Source organism: Algoriphagus sp. NBT04N3 (genome assembly GCF_019443765.1).
Lineage (GTDB): Bacteria > Bacteroidota > Bacteroidia > Cytophagales > Cyclobacteriaceae > Algoriphagus > Algoriphagus ornithinivorans.
This window is the reverse complement of sequence record NZ_CP048415.1, coordinates 3,068,450-3,086,280: the sequence shown is the minus strand read 5'-3', so window position 1 is coordinate 3,086,280 and position 17,831 is coordinate 3,068,450. Positions and strand designations below refer to the sequence as shown.

Genomic DNA, 17,831 nt, shown 5'->3' with positions numbered 1-17,831 from the left:
ACATGTAAATTTGGAGCAGTTATTATAAGACATTCGTTTTAAACTAATTCAAAAAAATTGTATGAGCTGGGTTACCAAAACCTTAAGTAGCACACTGGGAAGAAAATTGATCATGGGATTGACCGGTTTATTCCTCATCCTGTTTTTGACAGGGCACGTATCAGGAAATTTATTGCTTTTCAAAGGCGATGATGGTCAGGCATTTAATATTTATGCCAAATTTATGACTACCAATCCGGCAGTAAAGATCCTCTCTTATTTAACCTACATTTCTATCATTGGACACGTAGTTTGGTCTATCTGGCTAACTAGACAGAATAAAGCAGCCAGACCAGTAGGTTACGCCGTGTCCAAAGCTTCTACTAATTCAACCTGGTCCTCCAGAAATATGGGGATTTTGGGTACTATCATTTTGATTTTCTTGGTAGTCCATTTACAGGGCTTTTGGTATGAGATGCATTGGGGAAATGTACCAACTGTTACCTATGAAGGGGAAGAGTACAAAGACCTTTTCAGTATAGTAACCTTCGCATTTCAGAATGAATTATTGGTTGCAGGATACGTTATAGCAATGGGTTTCCTTGGCTTTCACTTATCGCATGGATTTGCAAGCGCATTCCAGACTTTAGGTTTAAGTCACAAAAAATATTCTCCTGCAATAGAAACTGTAGGTAAGATTTATTGTGTGGTGGTTCCTGCGGTATTTGCCAGCATGCCACTTTATATCTATTTCACTAGCTAATTTAATAGTCCCGTATGATACTAGATTCCAAAATACCTGCTGGTCCTTTAGCAGAAAAATGGACTAAGCACAAGTTTAACAGCAAGCTGGTCAATCCGGCAAACAAGAGAAAGTACGAGGTCATCGTAGTGGGTACAGGTTTAGCAGGAGCTTCTGCGGCAGCTTCTCTGGCAGAGTTGGGTTACAATGTCAAGGCTTTTTGTTTCCAGGATAGTCCAAGAAGAGCGCACTCTATTGCGGCTCAGGGCGGAATCAATGCTGCTAAAAACTATCAAAACGACGGCGACTCAGTATTCAGATTATTTTATGACACCGTAAAAGGTGGAGACTACCGTGCCAGAGAGGCAAACGTGTACCGCCTAGCGGAGGTATCAGTTAATATTATTGACCAATGCGTAGCACAAGGTGTACCTTTCGCACGTGAATACGGAGGTCTTTTGGCCAACCGTTCCTTCGGAGGAGCGCAGGTTTCAAGAACCTTCTACGCCCGTGGTCAAACCGGACAGCAATTGTTATTGGGAGCTTATTCAGCTTTGAGTAGACAAGTTGCCAACGGAAAAGTAAAATTATATCCTCGTACCGAGATGATGGACGTGGTGGTGATCGATGGTCAGGCCAAAGGTATTGTGACCAGAAATCTTATTACCGGCGCCATTGAAACACATGCTGCCCATGCAGTATTGCTTTGTACAGGAGGATATGGAAACGTGTTCTTCCTATCAACCAATGCAATGGGTTCCAATGTAACAGCGGCTTGGAGAGCTCACAAGCGCGGTGCTTATTTTGCGAACCCTTGCTATACTCAGATTCACCCTACCTGTATTCCAGTTTCTGGAGATCATCAGTCTAAATTGACTTTGATGTCAGAATCTTTGAGAAATGATGGTAGAGTATGGGTGCCTGCCTCCAAAGAAATGGCTGAAAAGCTGAGAAAAGGTGAGATTAAAGCAAATGATATTCCTGAGAATGAAAGGGATTATTATTTGGAGAGAAAATATCCTTCTTTCGGTAACCTTGTGCCAAGAGATGTGGCTTCAAGAAATGCAAAATATGTTTGCGACGAAGGAAGAGGTGTGAATGAAACTGGTGAAGCGGTTTTCTTGGATTTCAGAGATGCAATCAAAAGAGATACAGAAGAGGTGATCAGAGCAAAATATGGTAACCTTTTCGATATGTATCAGCAAATCACCGGTGAAAACCCATACAAAGTACCTATGATGATTTATCCAGCTGTTCACTACACAATGGGTGGGCTTTGGGTAGATTACAATTTGATGACAACTGTGCCTGGTTTGTATGCATTGGGAGAGGCAAACTTCTCTGACCATGGTGCGAATAGATTAGGAGCATCTGCTTTGATGCAAGGTTTGGCCGATGGTTATTTCGTAATCCCTTACACTGTGGGAGACTACCTAGCTCAAATCGGACCAAAGCCAGTGGATACCAATCATCCGGAGTTCGAAAAGACCGCGAAAGAAGTGAAGGAGAGAATCCAAAAGCTTTTGAGCATTAAAGGGTCAAAAACCGTAGATTATTTCCATAAGAAACTTGGTAAAATCATGTGGAATGAATGCGGAATGGCTAGAACGGCTGAAGGTTTGTCAAAAGCTAAAGCTGAAATCAAAGCATTGAGAGCAGAATTCTGGAAAGACGTGAAAGTCCTCGGTGATAATGAAGAGCTTAATCAGTCTTTGGAAAAAGCGCATAGAGTAGCTGACTTCCTTGAATTGGGAGAATTGATGATCGATGATGCTTTGAATAGAAATGAGTCCTGTGGAGGACACTTCAGAGAGGAATATCAAACTCCGGAAGGAGAGGCTTTGAGAGATGATGAAAACTTCGCTTACGTTGCTGCCTGGAAATACACAGGTGACAATCAGGAGGAAGAACTCTACAAAGAGCCATTGGAGTTTGAAAACGTGAAGTTGACCCAGCGCTCATATAAATAATCAAGACAAAAATTCATAGTAGTATGAAATTGACATTAAAAGTTTGGAGACAGAAAAACAATGCCGATCAAGGCAAGTTTGTCTCCTACCCTGTAGAGGGAATATCCAAAGACATGTCCTTCTTGGAAATGATGGACGTGCTCAACGAACAATTGACTGAAAAAGGAGAAGATCCTGTACATTTTGATCATGACTGCAGGGAAGGTATCTGTGGGATGTGCTCCATGTATATCAATGGTAAGCCGCATGGTCCTCAGCAAACTACTACCTGTCAGTTGCACATGAGATCTTTCAACGACGGTGAGACCATCACCATTGAACCTTGGAGAGCGAAGGCTTTCCCAGTGGTAAAAGATTTAGTGGTAGACAGATCTTCATTTGACAGAATTATTCAAGCCGGGGGTTATGTATCCGTAAACACAGGTGGTGTTCCTGATGCAAACGAAATTCCTATCCCAAAGAAAATTGCAGATGAAGCGTTTGATGCGGCAACCTGTATCGGTTGTGGTGCTTGCGTAGCAGCTTGTAAAAATGCCTCAGCAATGCTTTTCACTTCGGCAAAGATCTCTCAATTGTCCATGTTGCCACAAGGGCAGGTAGAAAGAAAAGAAAGAGCAGAAAAGATGATTGCTCAAATGGATGCCGAGGGATTCGGAGCTTGTACCAATACAGGTGCTTGCGCAGCGGAGTGCCCTAAAGGTATTTCCCTAACCAATATTGCGAGAATGAATAGAGAGTATTTCTCCGCAGTAGTGAGTAGCGAAAACGTCTAAAATCCATATTAACGAAAAGAGCCAGGTCCGCCTGGCTTTTTTGTTTCTATACATTCAATTTGTGTTTTTTAAAGTGGAAATAGGATTGAAAAGTTATTTTTAACATTAAAACCCAATAAAATTTCAAATTAGAGGCTTTTTTGCTAACTTTGAAAAATTATATTTTAAAATCAATTGATACAAATCCAAAAACATAATGCATTCCATAGATCTCTTGATCTTCCTGATATACATGATCGCCATGCTAGGTGTGGGCTATTTTTTCATGAGAAAAAACACAGGACAGGAGGACTATTATGTTGGAGGCAGGAGTATAGGTAGTCTTCATATTGGATTATCAGTTGTAGCAACTGATGTAGGTGGAGGATTTTCAATTGGACTAGGAGGCTTAGGTTTCGCAATGGGGCTTTCAGGTTCCTGGATGCTTTTTACAGGATTATTGGGAGCTTGGCTTGCAGCAGTTATTTTAATTCCTAGAGTAAAGTCCGACCCGGCATTTGCCAAATTTTTCACCTTTCCTCAGATAGTAGGATATCTCTATAATTCCACCACTGCAAGAGTGGCAGCTTTGATCTGTTTTTTTGGATATTTAGGATTTACCTCTTCTCAATTATTAGCCGGTGCAAAATTGGCTTCAGGTACTTTTGAGGCTTTGGATTTGCAAACAGCTTTATTGATCATGGGTGTGATAGCAGTTGTTTACACCGTGATGGGAGGGCTTAAAGCTGTTATCTACACAGATACTATCCAATGGATTATTTTAATGCTGGGCTTGATGTTTATCGGTATACCCATGTCCTTTCATTATGTAGGTGGATGGCAGGGTATTCAGTCCACCTTACCAGCTGAATTCTTCTCCTTTTCCAATTTAACCTGGCAGGATTTATTCAATTGGGGAATTACTATTATCCCAATTTGGTTTGTAGGAATGACGCTCTATCAAAGGATTTTCGCAGCCAGAGATGTCAAAACAGCCAAAAGAGCATGGTTTATTGCCGGACTGTTTGAATGGCCAATCATGGCGCTGATGGGAGTTTCTTTGGGTTTACTTTCAAGAGTCGCGGTCGAGCAGGGTGCTTTAGAAGGTTTTACTACTGCCATGGATCCAGAGATGGGACTACCTGTTTTGCTAAGCCAGATTTTGCCGGCTGGGATATTGGGGCTGATGATGTCTGCATATTTTTCTGCAGTCCTTTCTACTGCTGATTCATGCTTGATGGCTGCATCCGGGAATTTGACTACAGATTTGTTAGGCAAATATTTAAAAGGAAAGTCCCATAAGTTGGAAATGAGAGTGTCTCAGTTGTTGACACTGTTAATTGGAATAGTAGCTATTGTCATAGCTTGGCAAATGACAGAAGTTCTCAGCTTGATGCTTTATTCCTATGCCTTTATGGTGTCTGGTTTACTTGTACCAGTTGTGGCTGGGCTATTCTTTAAAAAGGATAATTCAAAAGCTGCAGTGGCTGCAATGATAATAGGAGGGGGCTTGACAGCTACCCTTACCTTCTTGGAAGTTGGGCTTCCATTTGGTTTGGATGCCAACTTATTTGGCTTAACTGCCTCTTTATTTACTTATATTAGTATTTATAAAATTGATCAAATCTTTATCCCTAGTAATAAATAATATGATAAAATTAGAAACTCTCTCCGCAATTGATAATGCAACTTTCCTTCAGAAAAATGAAATAGCAGATTTTCTGTTTGAGCATTTGGGGAAATATGGAGACCCTAAAGATGATATTATGAAGTGCTTGGATTATGCACTTGATCAGGGACTTCATGCAGGTGGCTTTGTTGTCATTGCCCGTGAAAATGGGAAAATTGTAGGAACGTTGGTAATGAATAAGACTGGTATGTCTGGTTATATACCTGAAAATATCCTGGTTTATATCGCTGTAGATGCTTCTCAAAGAGGAAAAGGGATTGGCGGAAAAATCATGGATATGGCTATCAAAATGGCAAATGGAGCAATTGCATTGCACGTAGAACCAGATAATCCGGCGAAAAAATTGTATGAAAGACTAGGATTTACAAACAAATACCTCGAAATGAGATTGAATAAGTAAGATGGCTTATCTCACATTAAATAAATCCAAGCTCAAAGACAACTTTGAGTTCCTTAAAAAGAAATTTAACGAAAGCGGCGTCGCATGGGGAGTAGTCTCCAAGCTACTATGCGGTAATAGACTTTTTTTGCAGGAATTGATCAACCTTGGCGTTGATGAAGTTCATGACAGCCGAATCAGCAATCTTGCGATGGTCAAGAAGCTGAATCCAGAAGTTCAGACTGTTTATATCAAGCCTGTTTCCAAAAGGAATGTGGGCAAAATGGTAGAATTTGCAGATGTCTCACTCAACAGTGAATTGGAGACAATTCATTGGATCAGTGAAGAAGCTGTGCTCCAAAATAAAAAGCATAAGATCATTATAATGGTTGAAACCGGTGATCTGCGGGAAGGAGTGATGGGAGAACAGTTGGTTGATTTCTATTCGGAAGTTTTTAAGCTCCCAAATATTGAAATCATAGGTTTGGGCACGAATCTCAATTGCCTCAACGGAGTAATGCCTTCAACTGATAAGTTGATACAGCTTTCTTTGTACAAGCAAATCATCGAACTGAAATTCAATAAAAAGATTCCTTGGGTTTCGGCAGGCACTTCTGTGACTATTCCTCTGATGCTGACTCATCAACTGCCAATGGGAATTAATCACTTTAGAGTAGGGGAGACCCTATTTTTTGGAGTGGATCTGTTTGAAGAAAAAATAATCGACGGGATGCATGGTGATGTATTTGAGCTGCATGCAGAGATCATCGAAATGCAGGAAAAACCTTTACTTCCAGTTGGAAATCTTGCAGCCAATCCTCAGGGAGAGGTGGCAGAAATTGATGAAAGCCTCTACGGACAGACCTCATATAGGGCAATTGTAGATGTAGGACTTCTTGACGTTGACCCTAAGTATCTATTGCCAAAGGATTCCAGCATAGAAATATTAGGCGCTAGTTCAGATATGATTATCATTAATTTGGGAGAAAACCCGAATAAGTATCACGTAGGCGATGAATTGACATTTGACCTCAAATACATGGGGGCTTTGGGTATTTTGAATTCTAATTACGTGGATAAAACCGTCATATAAATAGAAAGCTGGTTAGGCCATTTGGCATCAATTTTGGACTTTCGTCCGCTTACCAACTATTTTATTTATCATGAAAAAATACCTATTGATTTTAGGGTTTGGCTTATTGATGATAAGCAATGTCCAAGCTCAGTCTGGCATCGGTTTCAGAGGAGGTGTTAACTTCTTCAACTTCGGAGGAAGTGATGTTTCAGAAAATGATTACACCAATAGAGCAGGATTCCATGCAGGGATTTATGCCAATTTCTTACCGGATAGCCCTGTAAGCTTGGAGCCAGGTGTATTTTACTCTGTGAAGGGTACGCAAAATAATGATGCATTGAACAGCAGAGCAATTTTGAATTATGTAGATGTACCGGTGCTATTACGTTTAAAGGCCGGAGATAGCTTCAATATATTTGCAGGACCTCAAGTCTCATTTTTACTGGATTCCAAATTTGAAGGGGATTTCGGGAGTTCTACGGTTTCCCTTCAGACTTCCAATGTTAGAGATTTAGATACTGGATTGGTTTTTGGAATTGGTTTCAACCCTGCCTCGGGCTTAAACCTTCAAGGTTCTTATGATTTTGGGATGACTCCGGTTTTTAAGGACAGTGATGCAGATGTTTACAATAGAGGATTTAAAATTTCCTTGGGAATATCTCTTTAAAAACAATAGATGGCAAAACCCCTCAGTCTTACGGAAGATTGAGGGGTTTTACTTTAAAGACAAAATCCACTCCCTAATCAGCTGAATTCCTTCCTCATGGACTGTAGTTCTTCCAATTTCAGGCATTGCAACTCCCACCTCAGTACTCTTCATCCTGTGTAAAAGAATGGATTCATCTGGTTTCCCCGGTAAAATATCATAAGTGAATTTTCCCGCTCCTTTTCCTGCCGCTACTGGAGTTTTATTCAGCCCCAATTTTAAAGGGTCTGTTTCTTCATAATCTAAAAATAACCCTGAAGTACTGGCTGGTCCTTCTGCATTGTGACAATGAGCGCAGTTAATATCCAAATAAGCTCTTGCCCTCAGGTTAAGGGTTTGATTTTTATCCTCGTAATTAATCAGACTAGGATGGCTTAAGGGACTTTCAAATCCGTTTAATTTTCCTTTTTCCTGCCAAACAATTAATTGATTTTTAGGACTTGCTCCCTCAGTTTTTTCCCAATTGAGATGTTTAATTTGCGCTCCAATAGGAGCCATCTGCTCATTCTTATTATGACAGGATTTACACTGATTCTTATTGGGGATTAAATAGTCAATTACCTGTTCTTTCCCATCCAGATTTGTGAATTTTACCTTTGTTTGTCCACCAACCACCTTGAGCTGAGCATCTGTTTGGGCTTCATTCCAGATATAAGGATAAGCTTCCCAGCCCGAACTTCCCAAGATCAAAAGTCTAGTCTCAATAATTCTTTTTTTGTCCTCTGGTTTCCTGAAATCTTCCGGATAATAGAAGTTTTTGATGAATATGGTTCCCTCTGGAAAATTGATTTCTCCATCAATGATTTCAGCGATACTATCCTTAGGAATGGATACAAAACGAGACTTGAATGCATAATCAGTAAATAGGGAAGATGCAGGAGAGTACTCTAAAAGCTCTGAATTTTGGTGTAATTTGTTTAGCTCACCTTCAAAAAAGCTATAGGTAGATAACCACTTGTAAGGTAAATTTCCGTCCGCATTTTCTTCTTCAACGGGAAGTTTAGCTACTGCCTGCTCCGGTGTCTCTTTTTTGCAGGAAAAGATAGCCAATAGAAGAATTCCAAAAGTGATCCAAGAAGTGAACTTATTCAAGATCATGTTTATAAGCTTTGAATTACTGAAATATCAGTTGCAACAGAAACAGTGCAATTAGTAAATGGCTGGTAGTTTTTACTGGATTTTACTTCCTCTTTTCCTCCTGACAGGTCAAAAAGTGTGAAGAAAAGTTCAGACATTTTGGCTTCATCAATACAAATCTTCATGGGGTTGTTTTCTATAGTCTTGGAAAGGTTCTGATCCCAAAAACCATCGTAGATAATATCCTGAGTTTTAGCTTTACCGTGGGCATTATACAAACTGACCAATTGACCTAATTCCCTTGTCAAATCGGGGAATCCCTTACTTCTGTCATATTCATTGTCATGAACGTAAATATTGCTGGTATACGGAGACCAGTTGGGGGCATCTGTAGGAAAACCAGTAATTTGATAGCTGGCTATGGCTATTCCGGCGGTTTTGTTCCTAAGGATTTTATTACCAAAAACTTCCACATCCTTGGCGGCTAGCAACACAATGCCTGAACCAGGAGGGATCATGGTTACGGTATTTCCGTTTGGTCCTTCTCCTATAGGTGTAGCAAAGTTCTTATGATTATTCTCCAGAATTTGGTTGTTGTAAATTTTGGTTCCTTTTCCGTCCGATTTAGGTAGGCCAGGAAGATTGAAGACCAAAATGCCGCCAGAATTATTTCTGGCAACATTATTAAAAACCTCAGCATTATCAGAATTTTCAATTTCTATTCCAGCGACATTTCCGAAGGCCAAGGAGTTTTTGACAATAATATTTTCTGACTGACCAACATATATCCCTGCATCCTTGGAATGAGATGCGACGCAATCATCAATGACTACATTTTTACACTGCACTGGATAGATCCCATAAGTTCCATTTTTTGACTTATCCCCATTCGTCCATGTAACGTTGATTTTCCGAAATACTATGCCATCCGTGTGCTGTGCTTTAATCCCATCTCCGGGAGCATCTTCTATAGTTAAATCCTCTATTTTGATATTATTCCCAACAATTTTTACACCCTCTCCACCGGTTTTAAGGCCTCTAAAAGAAAGGACTGTTTTCATCATTCCGGCTCCCTTAATGGTGACATTGGATTTATTATCCAAGATTAGCTGGGTATTCAACTCATAAAAACCTTCTGGGATCTCAATCACAGAACTATCCTCAGCCATAATAAAAGCTTCAATAATATGCTCTACTTCTTCTATACTTTTTTTGGGAAGTTTGGAAGAATCAAAAAGTTGCTCATGGTTGGAATCCGAGCATCCAATCAGTAATAGAAAAAAAACTAATAGAGCTGGGGGAAAGGCAATTTTTCTCATGTGTAGGCTAATTCTGGGTTATATCAAAATTAACCTATCCCTGATTTTTAGACCTTGATAAAAGTCAAAATTTCAAATTCTGGCTCGTATTCTACTGAGTGTTTCAATAGTCATATCCAGAAAAGAGGCGATTTGCCCCACTGAAGCCTTCTGTATAATCTTAGGCTTTTTATCCATCAATTCCAGATATCGATCCTTCGCAGATTTAAATTTGGAGAAGATTAATTGCTCCTCAAGCGCGATGTAATATTTCTCTAATATGATCCTGTAAGCCCTTTCCATTTCCGGAAATTCAACAAAACATTGTTGTAAATTTTGATGTGAAATCCGGTACAGCAATGATTTTTCCAAAGTTTCAATGGTTTCGTAGCTGGGACTTCTCGTGATAAACGAGTGCATAGCAGTAACAAACTCTCCCTCCAAAGAGAAAGAAACCGTGATATCTCTGTTTTCACGGGTATAATAGCTTCTTGCAGAGCCTTCAGAAATATAATATAAATAGCCACTAACATGACCTTCTTGTTCCAGCTTAAAACCTTTTTCAGCTTTGATTTCTTCTAATTTTGAAATAAAACCTACTCTAGTCGCTTCACTGACAGTAGTAATATTTTCAAAAAGGCCCGTTGATTGTTTCATAGCACAAATTAAAAAAATCAACCGAAATACTTTTAAATAATGTGCTTCAGTTAGTTTTATGGAAATTTAAAACATAATGAACATATGAGAAAGATTTTAACGCTATTCTTTGTGGTTGGATTGATTTCAGCCTCCCATGCTCAATTTGGATTGAGAGCTGGTTTTTCATCTTCCAATTTTTCAGATACTAATTATAAAGCAAATCCAGGCTTTCATGGAGGGGTGTATTACACTTTAGGAACCGAGTCTTTAGCAATTGAGCCAGGAGTGCAATTTTCCCAAAGAGGCTTTGAAACTAATGCCATTCCCTCCGGAGCTGTTGTTACTGAAAGTTTGGATTATGTAGATTTCCCTTTGTTGGTAAGGCTTTACATATTCCCTGTTTTGAACGTCTTTGCGGGGCCACAGTACAGCAAATTAATCTCAAGAAAAAGAGAAGAGCCGGGAGATGTGCAAACTGACATGAATGTTTTGGAACAAAATGACTTTGCGGGAGTAGTAGGAATCAGCGCATCGCCAGTGCCCAAGTTGAATTTACAAATCAGTTACGATATGGGATTTTCTAATTTGAATTATTATGGTAGAAATGTTAAAAATCAGGTTTTGAAACTTTCTGTTTCATTTGACCTTTACAGTACCTACTGATTAATTTCCCTGCTGTCTATTTTTTAATCCTGTCAGGATTTTCTTCAATAAAGGACTTCCAACCGGAACTTCTGCCTCTTGTCTGAACCCGTCCTTCATGAAAATGATGGCATAAAGCCACGGCCAAAGCATCTGTGGCATCCAACATTTTCGGTAATTCTTCCAATTTAAAAAGGGTCTGTAGCATAGCTGCTACTTGTTCTTTGGAGGCATTACCATTTCCTGTAACCGATTGCTTGACTTTTTTCGGAGAATATTCTGTAATGGGAATTTCTCTAGCCAAAGCTGCCGCCATCGCCACTCCTTGCGCTCTGCCTAATTTGAGCATGGATTGAACGTTTGCTCCGTAAAAGGGGGCCTCTAGGGCGACAGTGTCGGGTAAAAACTCATCAATGATCCCTGTGATTCTTTCAAAAATCTTTTTAAGTTTCAACTCATGCGTTTCGTACTTTTTAAGATGGATCACGCCATACTGCAGGAGTTTATATTGCTTTCCTTCTGTGAGTATCAACCCATACCCCATGACATTGGTACCAGGGTCAATCCCCAAAATGATTTTTTCCTTTGATTCTTTTTTGCTTGCTTTACTCACATCCGCAAGTTAGCCCAAAAGATGCTAAGTTTTTATCTGCTTTTTGCTTGTTTCTATTTCCTGACGCTGCTGGGATTAAAGTTCTATTGGGAGCGACAAGCTCAGAACTATGCCGGACTTCATACAAAAAGCTTTTTAGTAAGCCTCTTAATTCCCTTCCGAAATGAAGTAGAAAATCTGCCTTCTCTGATATTTCAACTCAAAAAATTAAGTTATCCCGATCTGGAAATTCTAATGATTAATGATCATAGTGAGGATAATTCCTTTGAAATTCTGCTTGAGGCTTTCAGAGAAGATCATCGAGTTCAAGTGATAACTTCAAAAGGAGAAGGTAAAAAAGCGGCACTAAGTACCGGAATTCACTTGGCCCAGGGTGAATTGATTCTTACTACAGATGCGGATTGTGTTTTTCCTGAAAATTGGGTGGAAATCATCACTTCCGCTTTTTCAAGTCTCCAAACCCAACTCGTAGCAGGACCCGTTCAGGTGCTTGGTGGAAATAGTTTTTTGAATGAATTTCAGAAGTTGGATTGGGCAAGTATCGCTTTGCTGACTCATTATTCTTTTGAGACTCAAAACCCCTTGATGTGCAGTGCTGCAAACTTAGCTTTTAGAAAATCCGCCTTTTTAGCAGTGGATGGGTATGTGGGGAATGAAAATTACCTTTCCGGCGATGATGAGTTTTTGTTGAAAAAGATACATGGTAAGTTTGGGCCAGACTCCTGTATCTATTTGAAAAATCCTGAAAGCTTGGTTTCGACTAAAGCTGAGAAAAGCTGGGAAAAATTATTTAATCAAAGAGCCAGATGGGCCTCTAAATGGGATAAACATCAGTCTTTTTCTCACAGTGTAGCCAGTTTAATTCCTTTTATTATTCAGTTGGTATGGCTAAGCTCTTTGATTTTATTTGGTGAGGGCTGGACAGGGATTTTGTTAGTTCTTGGAGTCTGGACTATCAAATTTTTCACGGAATGGATGACTTTGGGAAAAGTCCTGAGTAGTTTTAAACTCCCAATTTCGAAAAGAGGGATACTTTTCACCACTTTTGCACATCCTTTTTATGTCTTATTAGTTGGAATGAAAAGTTTAAGGGGGAAGGGATACTGGAAAGGGAGAAAGATCATAAAGAAAAGTTTGGCTTGAATAATCATGAGCGAAGAGGAATTTGATTTGTTGGATGAGCTGTACTTTGTGCAGCCATTCAGTTATTTGCAGGAATCTACAGGTTGGGAGGATGAATTGATCCTAAAAACGCTTCAATCCTTGTATCAAAAGGGCTACATTAAGTGCTTATCCGCTCCGGATGAGGAACGATTTGATCAAGTAGATGTAGTGAAAGAAGGATCGGAATTGCTGTACTTGGCTACTAAAGAGGGCTTAATGGCCCATAATGCATTATAAATTGCTATCAGAAAATCATAAATATCAACGTAAAGAACTGGAGCTTAAAGCGCTCTTAGAAATCACTCAAGCGATCAATGAAAATCAGTCTGAGGCGGTTTTAGGAGATATATTTAAGTTTACCTGCTTGGTTCACCTGAATATAAAATCTCTCCTTCTCTATGTTTCGAAGGAAGATGGTTTTGAAAAAAAGATCGCACATGGAGTAAAAGGTAAAGTGCCAGCCTACATTCCGAGAGATCAGGTTAAAGATGAAAAAAAATCTGGTCAGCTGCGCTTAGAACTCAATGCTGAATTCTCTTTTGAAGAATTGGAAACCTACCTTCCGGTATATCATAAGGAAAAGATGCTGGCTATTCTTTTTCTGAGAAGAAAGGATAGGGAAGAGGAGCTGGATCTGAATTTTACCCAAGCACTGACCAATATTCTGGTGGTGGCTTTGGAAAATAAGCGTTTTGCAAGAAAGCAATTGCAGCAGGAAGTTCTTAATCGGGAGATTTCCATTGCATCTAAGGTTCAGCAAATGCTCTTTCCTTCAAAATTGCCCGATGAGGAAAGGTTAAAGGCAAAAGTGACCTATTTCCCTCACAGTATGGTGGGAGGCGACTATTATGATTTTATTCAGCAGTCTGAGGATATTTCCTATTTCTGTATCGCGGATGTATCGGGGAAAGGAATTGCAGCCGCTTTATTGATGTCTAATTTCCAGGCTGCCTTGCGAACTCTTCTAAGAAGTGATGCCAATTTGCCAACGATTGTCAAGCAGTTGAATTATACCCTCTTTGACAATACCCATGGGGAGCGATTTATCACTTTCTTTTTGGGGAAATTCAACCGTAAAACCCGAAAGTTGGAATATGTCAATGCAGGACACAATCCTCCGATTTTATGTAGGGAGGATGAAAATGAAATCGAATTACTGGAGGCTGGCACTACTATCTTAGGGGCTTTTGAGGAGCTGCCATTTTTGGAAATCGGCAATAGAGACTTGTCGGCTGACTTTACACTGCACCTCTATACAGATGGTTTGACAGAAACCTTGGACGAAGAAGAAAGAGAGTTTGGAGAAGATAGATTGTCGGGTTTTGTGAAGGATCATTTGTGCATTGATCCTGGAGATTTTCATGAAAAGTTTCTAGACGTTTTGAAGGCTTTTACCGGAGAAGTTCCATTGAGGGATGATTTGACATTGTTCAGTTTGCGTTTCAAATAATGCCTTGGTTTCACAAAACTCCCAAACTTGCTCCAATACTTTTTCCTAAAAGGATTTGGAAGAAGGATACTCCCCAAGTCTATTTGACTTTTGACGATGGACCAGTTCCCGGGGTTACGGATTTTGTGTTGAATGAGCTGGCAAAAAGAGGACAAAAAGCCACTTTTTTCGTGGTTGGAGATAATGTAAAAAAGCATACGGAGCTGGCAACTAATCTCATTCAGGAAGGACATGGGATAGGAAATCACACCTTTAATCATCTTTTTGGAATCAAATATACTTCTGAAACTTATCTGGAGAATGTTCAGAAATGCGATGAAATCTTGGAAAATCGCCTAGGGGTCAAGGTTGGTTTATTCAGGCCTCCGTATGGTTGGATGACTAATACCCAAGCCCGAAAAGTTTCTCAAACCCACCAAATCGTCATGTGGGATGTGCTTTCGGCTGATTATGATCCTAAGTTGAGTGCATCTCAAATTTTATCTATATCTAAAAAGCATACGGAACCGGGGTCTATCGTATTATTTCACGATCAAGAAAAAACTCAGCAAGTTTTGCCTGCTTTCCTTCCGGATTTTTTAGATTATGTGCTGGATCAAGGCTGGGAAACAGCCTCTCTCTAAATGCTCTTAGTTGCTGCCCTAATTTCCAGTTTTTTAATTCATCAATTTATAGTGGTGATCATTCGGATCAATCACTATTGGAAATCCTTTGGAGACATTCACAGGATAAAGGAATTTCCAAAAGTTTCTATTCTTGTTGCAGCACGAAATGAGGAACAGCATTTACCCCAATTATTAGCATCTTTTGATTTGTTGGATTATCCAGAAGACCGAGTTGAATTTTTATTTGCAGATGATCAGAGCATTGATCAGACGCCTCAGTTATTAGACTCTTGGTGTCAAAAAAAGAAAAATGCTTCCTTCTTCACCGTTCAAGAGGCAACATTTATTCAAACCAATCCAAAAGCTTTTGCACTTGGGCTTTTAGCCCAAAAAGCAGAAGGTGATTATTTTCTATTCACAGATGCTGACTGTAGGGTCAATCCCGAATGGATAAAGGGAATGATCTCTTCTTTTCAAGAAAAAACAGGAATAGCCCTAGGAATCACCCAAGTAGCTGGGGCTGGGATAGCTTCGTTTTTTCAGGAAATTGATTGGTGGAATACTCAGGGCTTTGTCAAAGTTGCCTCTGATATCAAATTATCCACCACTGGCCTGGGAAATAATATGGCTATCAAAGCTTCTGCCTACCAAGAAAGTGGAGGATTTTTGGAAATACCTTTCTCATTAACAGAAGATCTTGAAATCAGTAAGGCAGTCAGCAAGTTGGGCTATGAGGTGATTTCAGAGGTAAGTCCAAATACTTTGGCCTTTACCAAAGCGGAATCAAGTTTGGTGACGCTCTTAGCCCAAAGAAAGCGCTGGATGTCTGGAGTGATGACATTGCCGTGGTTTTGGAAAGTGATCCTGGGCTTACAGTTTTTTTATTTTCCTGCCATCATCTTTTTATACAGCTCCATAGGTTGGTGGATTTTGCTGGTTGCAGGCGCGAAATCCTTTTTCCAGGCCTTGTTTCACCATACTTTTGCAAAAAAAGCTGGACGTAAGCTTTCATTTTGGAAGCTATTAAGCTTTGATTTTTACTTTTTTCCTATCTCCCTCCTGACAATTCTTTATTACTTTTGGCCTTCTCCTGTAAAATGGAAATCAAGAAAATACCGATGAACCTGATTGATACTCACGCCCATATTTATTCTACCAAGTTTGATACTGACTTAGACGCTGTTATCGAAGAAATTCGAAATAATGGTGTGGAGAAAATCTATATGCCTAATGTGGATGTATCCACCATAGATAGAATGCTGGAATGCGAAAAGCGTTATCCCGGAATATGTATACCCATGATGGGTTTGCATCCCTGTGATGTCAAAGAAGATTTTTTGAGCCAATTGGAAGAGATGAAGAGATGGTTAGACAAAAGGCCATTTGCAGCGGTAGGAGAGATTGGATTGGATTTGTATTGGGACAAGACCTATTTCGAGCAGCAAAAAGAAGCGCTTCGAATTCAAATAGCCTGGGCTAAAGAAAAGGAGCTTCCTATAGTTTTGCATTGTAGAGAGTCAATGGATGAGACCATAGAGATTGTTCGGGAAGAACATGATGGGAAATTGAAAGGGATATTTCATTGCTTTACCGGGAACTTAGTACAGGCCAATCAGATTATCGAAATGGGTTTTTTGCTGGGAATAGGAGGAGTAAGTACCTATAAGAATGGAGGCTTGGATCAAGTTTTGCCTCATATCGCCATTGAAAATCTGGTTTTGGAAACGGATGCGCCTTACTTGGCTCCGGTTCCTTTTCGGGGAAAGAGAAATACACCTGCCTATTTGCCTTATATCGCAGAGCGAGTAGGGGATTTGTTGGAGCTTAGCAAGGAAGAAGTGGCATTAAAAACCAAACAGAATGCCCTTCGCTTATTTAAGGAATTTAGCTATGAATTATAAGATAGTTCGACTCAATACACGGATAAAGTCCAGTAGAACTTCCTCCGTCTTGATCATCTACACGGGTGGTACCTTGGGGATGGCTTATGATGAAAGTGGTTCGCTGGTGCCTTTTAATTTTGGTCAGATTCTGGAAAAAATCCCAATTCTTTCCAATATGGATATTGCCATCACGGTGATTTCTTTTCCGGAGCCCATTGATTCCTCCAATGTATCTATGCATCATTGGAAGGATATGGCTTATATCATTACAGAAAACTATGATAGCTACGATGGCTTTGTCGTATTGCACGGAACAGATACAATGGCCTATTCTGCATCTATGCTTAGCTATATGCTTCATGGACTGAACAAGCCTGTAATTTTTACCGGAGCTCAGTTGCCTATTTCAGCAATGCGGTCTGATGCAAGGGAAAACTTGATGACCAGTTTGGAAATTGCTACTGCCAAAATTGATGATTATCCTATCGTTCCTGAGGTTTGTATTTTCTTTAACCACATGCTTCTTAGGGGTAATAGAGCTAAGAAGGTTCAGAGTGTACACTTTGATGCCTTTGAGTCTGAAAATTATCCAAATTTAGCCGAATCCGGGATTGTCATCGATTATAATACGGCAGCGATTAGACCTTATGAGTCTCATCGAAAATTAGTGAATCTGAATGATTTGGATAACCGAGTGATGATCCTTAAGCTTTTTCCGGGAATCACAGAAAAAGTAATGGATGCATGCTTTGATATAGAAGGGCTGAAAGGTGTTGTTTTGGAAACCTATGGGTCTGGAAACAGTCCGAGTGAGGCTTGGTTTATGAAATCTTTAGAGCGGGCAATCAAAAAAGGCCTGATCATTTTAAATGTATCCCAATGCAATGGTGGTCGAGTCATTCAAGGGCGCTATGAGACATCGAAGGAGTTATTGAATGTGGGTGTAGTGAGTGGTGCAGATATGACTACCGAGGCTGCGATTACTAAATTGATGTTCTTATTGGGGCAGGAAAAATCCACTGAAGAAATTAGAAGGAAGTTGACCATCCCTTTGGCAGGGGAAATGACAGGCTGATAAAAATGCTGCAATTTTTAAGGTAAATTTGGAATCGGGGGGAATAATTTTTTTCTTTGCACTCCGATTCAGAAAAAGATCGGGATAATCAA

Annotated in this window: 19 protein-coding genes; 15 read left to right on the top strand and 4 right to left on the bottom strand. The window is 39.8% G+C overall.

Annotation, left to right across the window (positions count from 1 at the left end; genetic code table 11):
* Nucleotides 1-61: 61 nt before the first annotated feature.
* The 7 genes from GYM62_RS13305 to GYM62_RS13275 all read left to right on the top strand — a co-directional run bounded on the left by GYM62_RS13305 (nucleotide 62) and on the right by GYM62_RS13275 (nucleotide 7,254).
* Nucleotides 62-742 carry a succinate dehydrogenase cytochrome b subunit gene (locus tag GYM62_RS13305; protein ID WP_219956781.1) on the top strand — a complete coding sequence of 227 codons (681 nt, stop codon included), beginning with the start codon at nucleotides 62-64 and terminating at the stop codon, nucleotides 740-742.
* A 14-nt stretch (nucleotides 743-756) separates the two neighbouring features.
* A complete protein-coding gene (locus GYM62_RS13300; RefSeq protein ID WP_091648743.1) occupies nucleotides 757-2,691 on the top strand; it encodes a fumarate reductase/succinate dehydrogenase flavoprotein subunit in 1,935 nt (644 codons plus the stop codon).
* 23 nt (nucleotides 2,692-2,714) lie between these two features.
* The gene (locus GYM62_RS13295) at nucleotides 2,715-3,464 is read left to right on the top strand and encodes a succinate dehydrogenase/fumarate reductase iron-sulfur subunit (protein WP_091648745.1); all 750 of its coding nucleotides are present in this window, start codon (nucleotides 2,715-2,717) and stop codon (nucleotides 3,462-3,464) included.
* Nucleotides 3,465-3,660: 196 nt separating this feature from the next.
* A complete protein-coding gene (locus tag GYM62_RS13290) occupies nucleotides 3,661-5,091 on the top strand; it encodes a sodium:solute symporter (RefSeq protein WP_219956780.1) in 1,431 nt (476 codons plus the stop codon).
* Between the two features lies 1 nt (nucleotide 5,092).
* The gene (locus tag GYM62_RS13285; protein WP_144603797.1) at nucleotides 5,093-5,533 is read left to right on the top strand and encodes a GNAT family N-acetyltransferase; all 441 of its coding nucleotides are present in this window, start codon (nucleotides 5,093-5,095) and stop codon (nucleotides 5,531-5,533) included.
* Between the two features lies 1 nt (nucleotide 5,534).
* Nucleotides 5,535-6,605, top strand: a complete 1,071-nt coding sequence (locus GYM62_RS13280) for an alanine racemase (protein ID WP_219956779.1) — start codon at nucleotides 5,535-5,537, stop codon at nucleotides 6,603-6,605.
* A 70-nt stretch (nucleotides 6,606-6,675) separates the two neighbouring features.
* Nucleotides 6,676-7,254 carry a porin family protein gene (locus GYM62_RS13275; protein WP_091648755.1) on the top strand — a complete coding sequence of 193 codons (579 nt, stop codon included), beginning with the start codon at nucleotides 6,676-6,678 and terminating at the stop codon, nucleotides 7,252-7,254.
* Between the two features lie 48 nt (nucleotides 7,255-7,302).
* Here the strand turns inward: GYM62_RS13275 and GYM62_RS13270 are convergent, their stop codons facing one another.
* The 3 genes from GYM62_RS13270 to GYM62_RS13260 form a co-directional block, all read right to left on the bottom strand.
* The gene (locus GYM62_RS13270) at nucleotides 7,303-8,391 is read right to left on the bottom strand and encodes an SO2930 family diheme c-type cytochrome (RefSeq protein WP_219956778.1); all 1,089 of its coding nucleotides are present in this window, start codon (nucleotides 8,389-8,391) and stop codon (nucleotides 7,303-7,305) included.
* A 2-nt stretch (nucleotides 8,392-8,393) separates the two neighbouring features.
* Entirely contained in the window at nucleotides 8,394-9,689 is a 1,296-nt protein-coding gene (locus tag GYM62_RS13265) for a parallel beta-helix domain-containing protein (protein WP_219956777.1), read from the bottom strand.
* A gap of 72 nt (nucleotides 9,690-9,761) precedes the next feature.
* Nucleotides 9,762-10,325: a Crp/Fnr family transcriptional regulator gene (locus GYM62_RS13260; RefSeq protein ID WP_091648766.1), complete on the bottom strand. Its 564-nt coding sequence runs from the start codon at nucleotides 10,323-10,325 to the stop codon at nucleotides 9,762-9,764.
* A gap of 84 nt (nucleotides 10,326-10,409) precedes the next feature.
* On the opposite strand from GYM62_RS13260, the gene GYM62_RS13255 reads away from it, so the two are divergent.
* Nucleotides 10,410-10,970, top strand: a complete 561-nt coding sequence (locus GYM62_RS13255; RefSeq protein ID WP_219956776.1) for a porin family protein — start codon at nucleotides 10,410-10,412, stop codon at nucleotides 10,968-10,970.
* Between the two features lie 16 nt (nucleotides 10,971-10,986).
* On the opposite strand, the gene ruvC is transcribed toward GYM62_RS13255, so the two are convergent.
* Nucleotides 10,987-11,562 (bottom strand): crossover junction endodeoxyribonuclease RuvC, encoded by a 576-nt coding sequence (ruvC, locus tag GYM62_RS13250; RefSeq protein ID WP_219956775.1) that lies wholly within the window; start codon nucleotides 11,560-11,562, stop codon nucleotides 10,987-10,989.
* Between the two features lie 21 nt (nucleotides 11,563-11,583).
* Here ruvC and GYM62_RS13245 point away from each other — a divergent pair, with 21 nt between their 5' ends.
* Genes GYM62_RS13245 through GYM62_RS13215 form a run of 7 tightly spaced genes read left to right on the top strand, consistent with a single transcriptional unit; the run spans nucleotide 11,584 to nucleotide 17,739 of the window.
* The gene (locus tag GYM62_RS13245) at nucleotides 11,584-12,705 is read left to right on the top strand and encodes a glycosyltransferase (RefSeq protein WP_219956774.1); all 1,122 of its coding nucleotides are present in this window, start codon (nucleotides 11,584-11,586) and stop codon (nucleotides 12,703-12,705) included.
* 6 nt (nucleotides 12,706-12,711) lie between these two features.
* Nucleotides 12,712-12,963 (top strand): hypothetical protein, encoded by a 252-nt coding sequence (locus GYM62_RS13240; protein WP_144603790.1) that lies wholly within the window; start codon nucleotides 12,712-12,714, stop codon nucleotides 12,961-12,963.
* Nucleotides 12,953-14,176 (top strand): PP2C family protein-serine/threonine phosphatase, encoded by a 1,224-nt coding sequence (locus GYM62_RS13235; RefSeq protein WP_255590381.1) that lies wholly within the window; start codon nucleotides 12,953-12,955, stop codon nucleotides 14,174-14,176. Before GYM62_RS13240 ends, GYM62_RS13235 begins: the two co-directional genes overlap by 11 nt.
* Complete coding sequence (locus GYM62_RS13230; RefSeq protein ID WP_219956773.1) at nucleotides 14,176-14,799, top strand: polysaccharide deacetylase family protein; 624 nt, start codon at nucleotides 14,176-14,178, stop codon at nucleotides 14,797-14,799. The genes GYM62_RS13235 and GYM62_RS13230 overlap by 1 nt, the downstream gene beginning before the upstream one ends.
* Entirely contained in the window at nucleotides 14,800-15,903 is a 1,104-nt protein-coding gene (locus GYM62_RS13225; RefSeq protein WP_219956772.1) for a glycosyltransferase, read from the top strand. It begins immediately after the preceding gene.
* Entirely contained in the window at nucleotides 15,900-16,682 is a 783-nt protein-coding gene (locus GYM62_RS13220; protein ID WP_219959466.1) for a TatD family hydrolase, read from the top strand. Before GYM62_RS13225 ends, GYM62_RS13220 begins: the two co-directional genes overlap by 4 nt.
* Nucleotides 16,672-17,739, top strand: coding sequence for an asparaginase (locus tag GYM62_RS13215; protein WP_091648789.1), 1,068 nt, complete (start codon nucleotides 16,672-16,674; stop codon nucleotides 17,737-17,739). The genes GYM62_RS13220 and GYM62_RS13215 overlap by 11 nt, the downstream gene beginning before the upstream one ends.
* Nucleotides 17,740-17,831 lie beyond the last annotated feature (92 nt).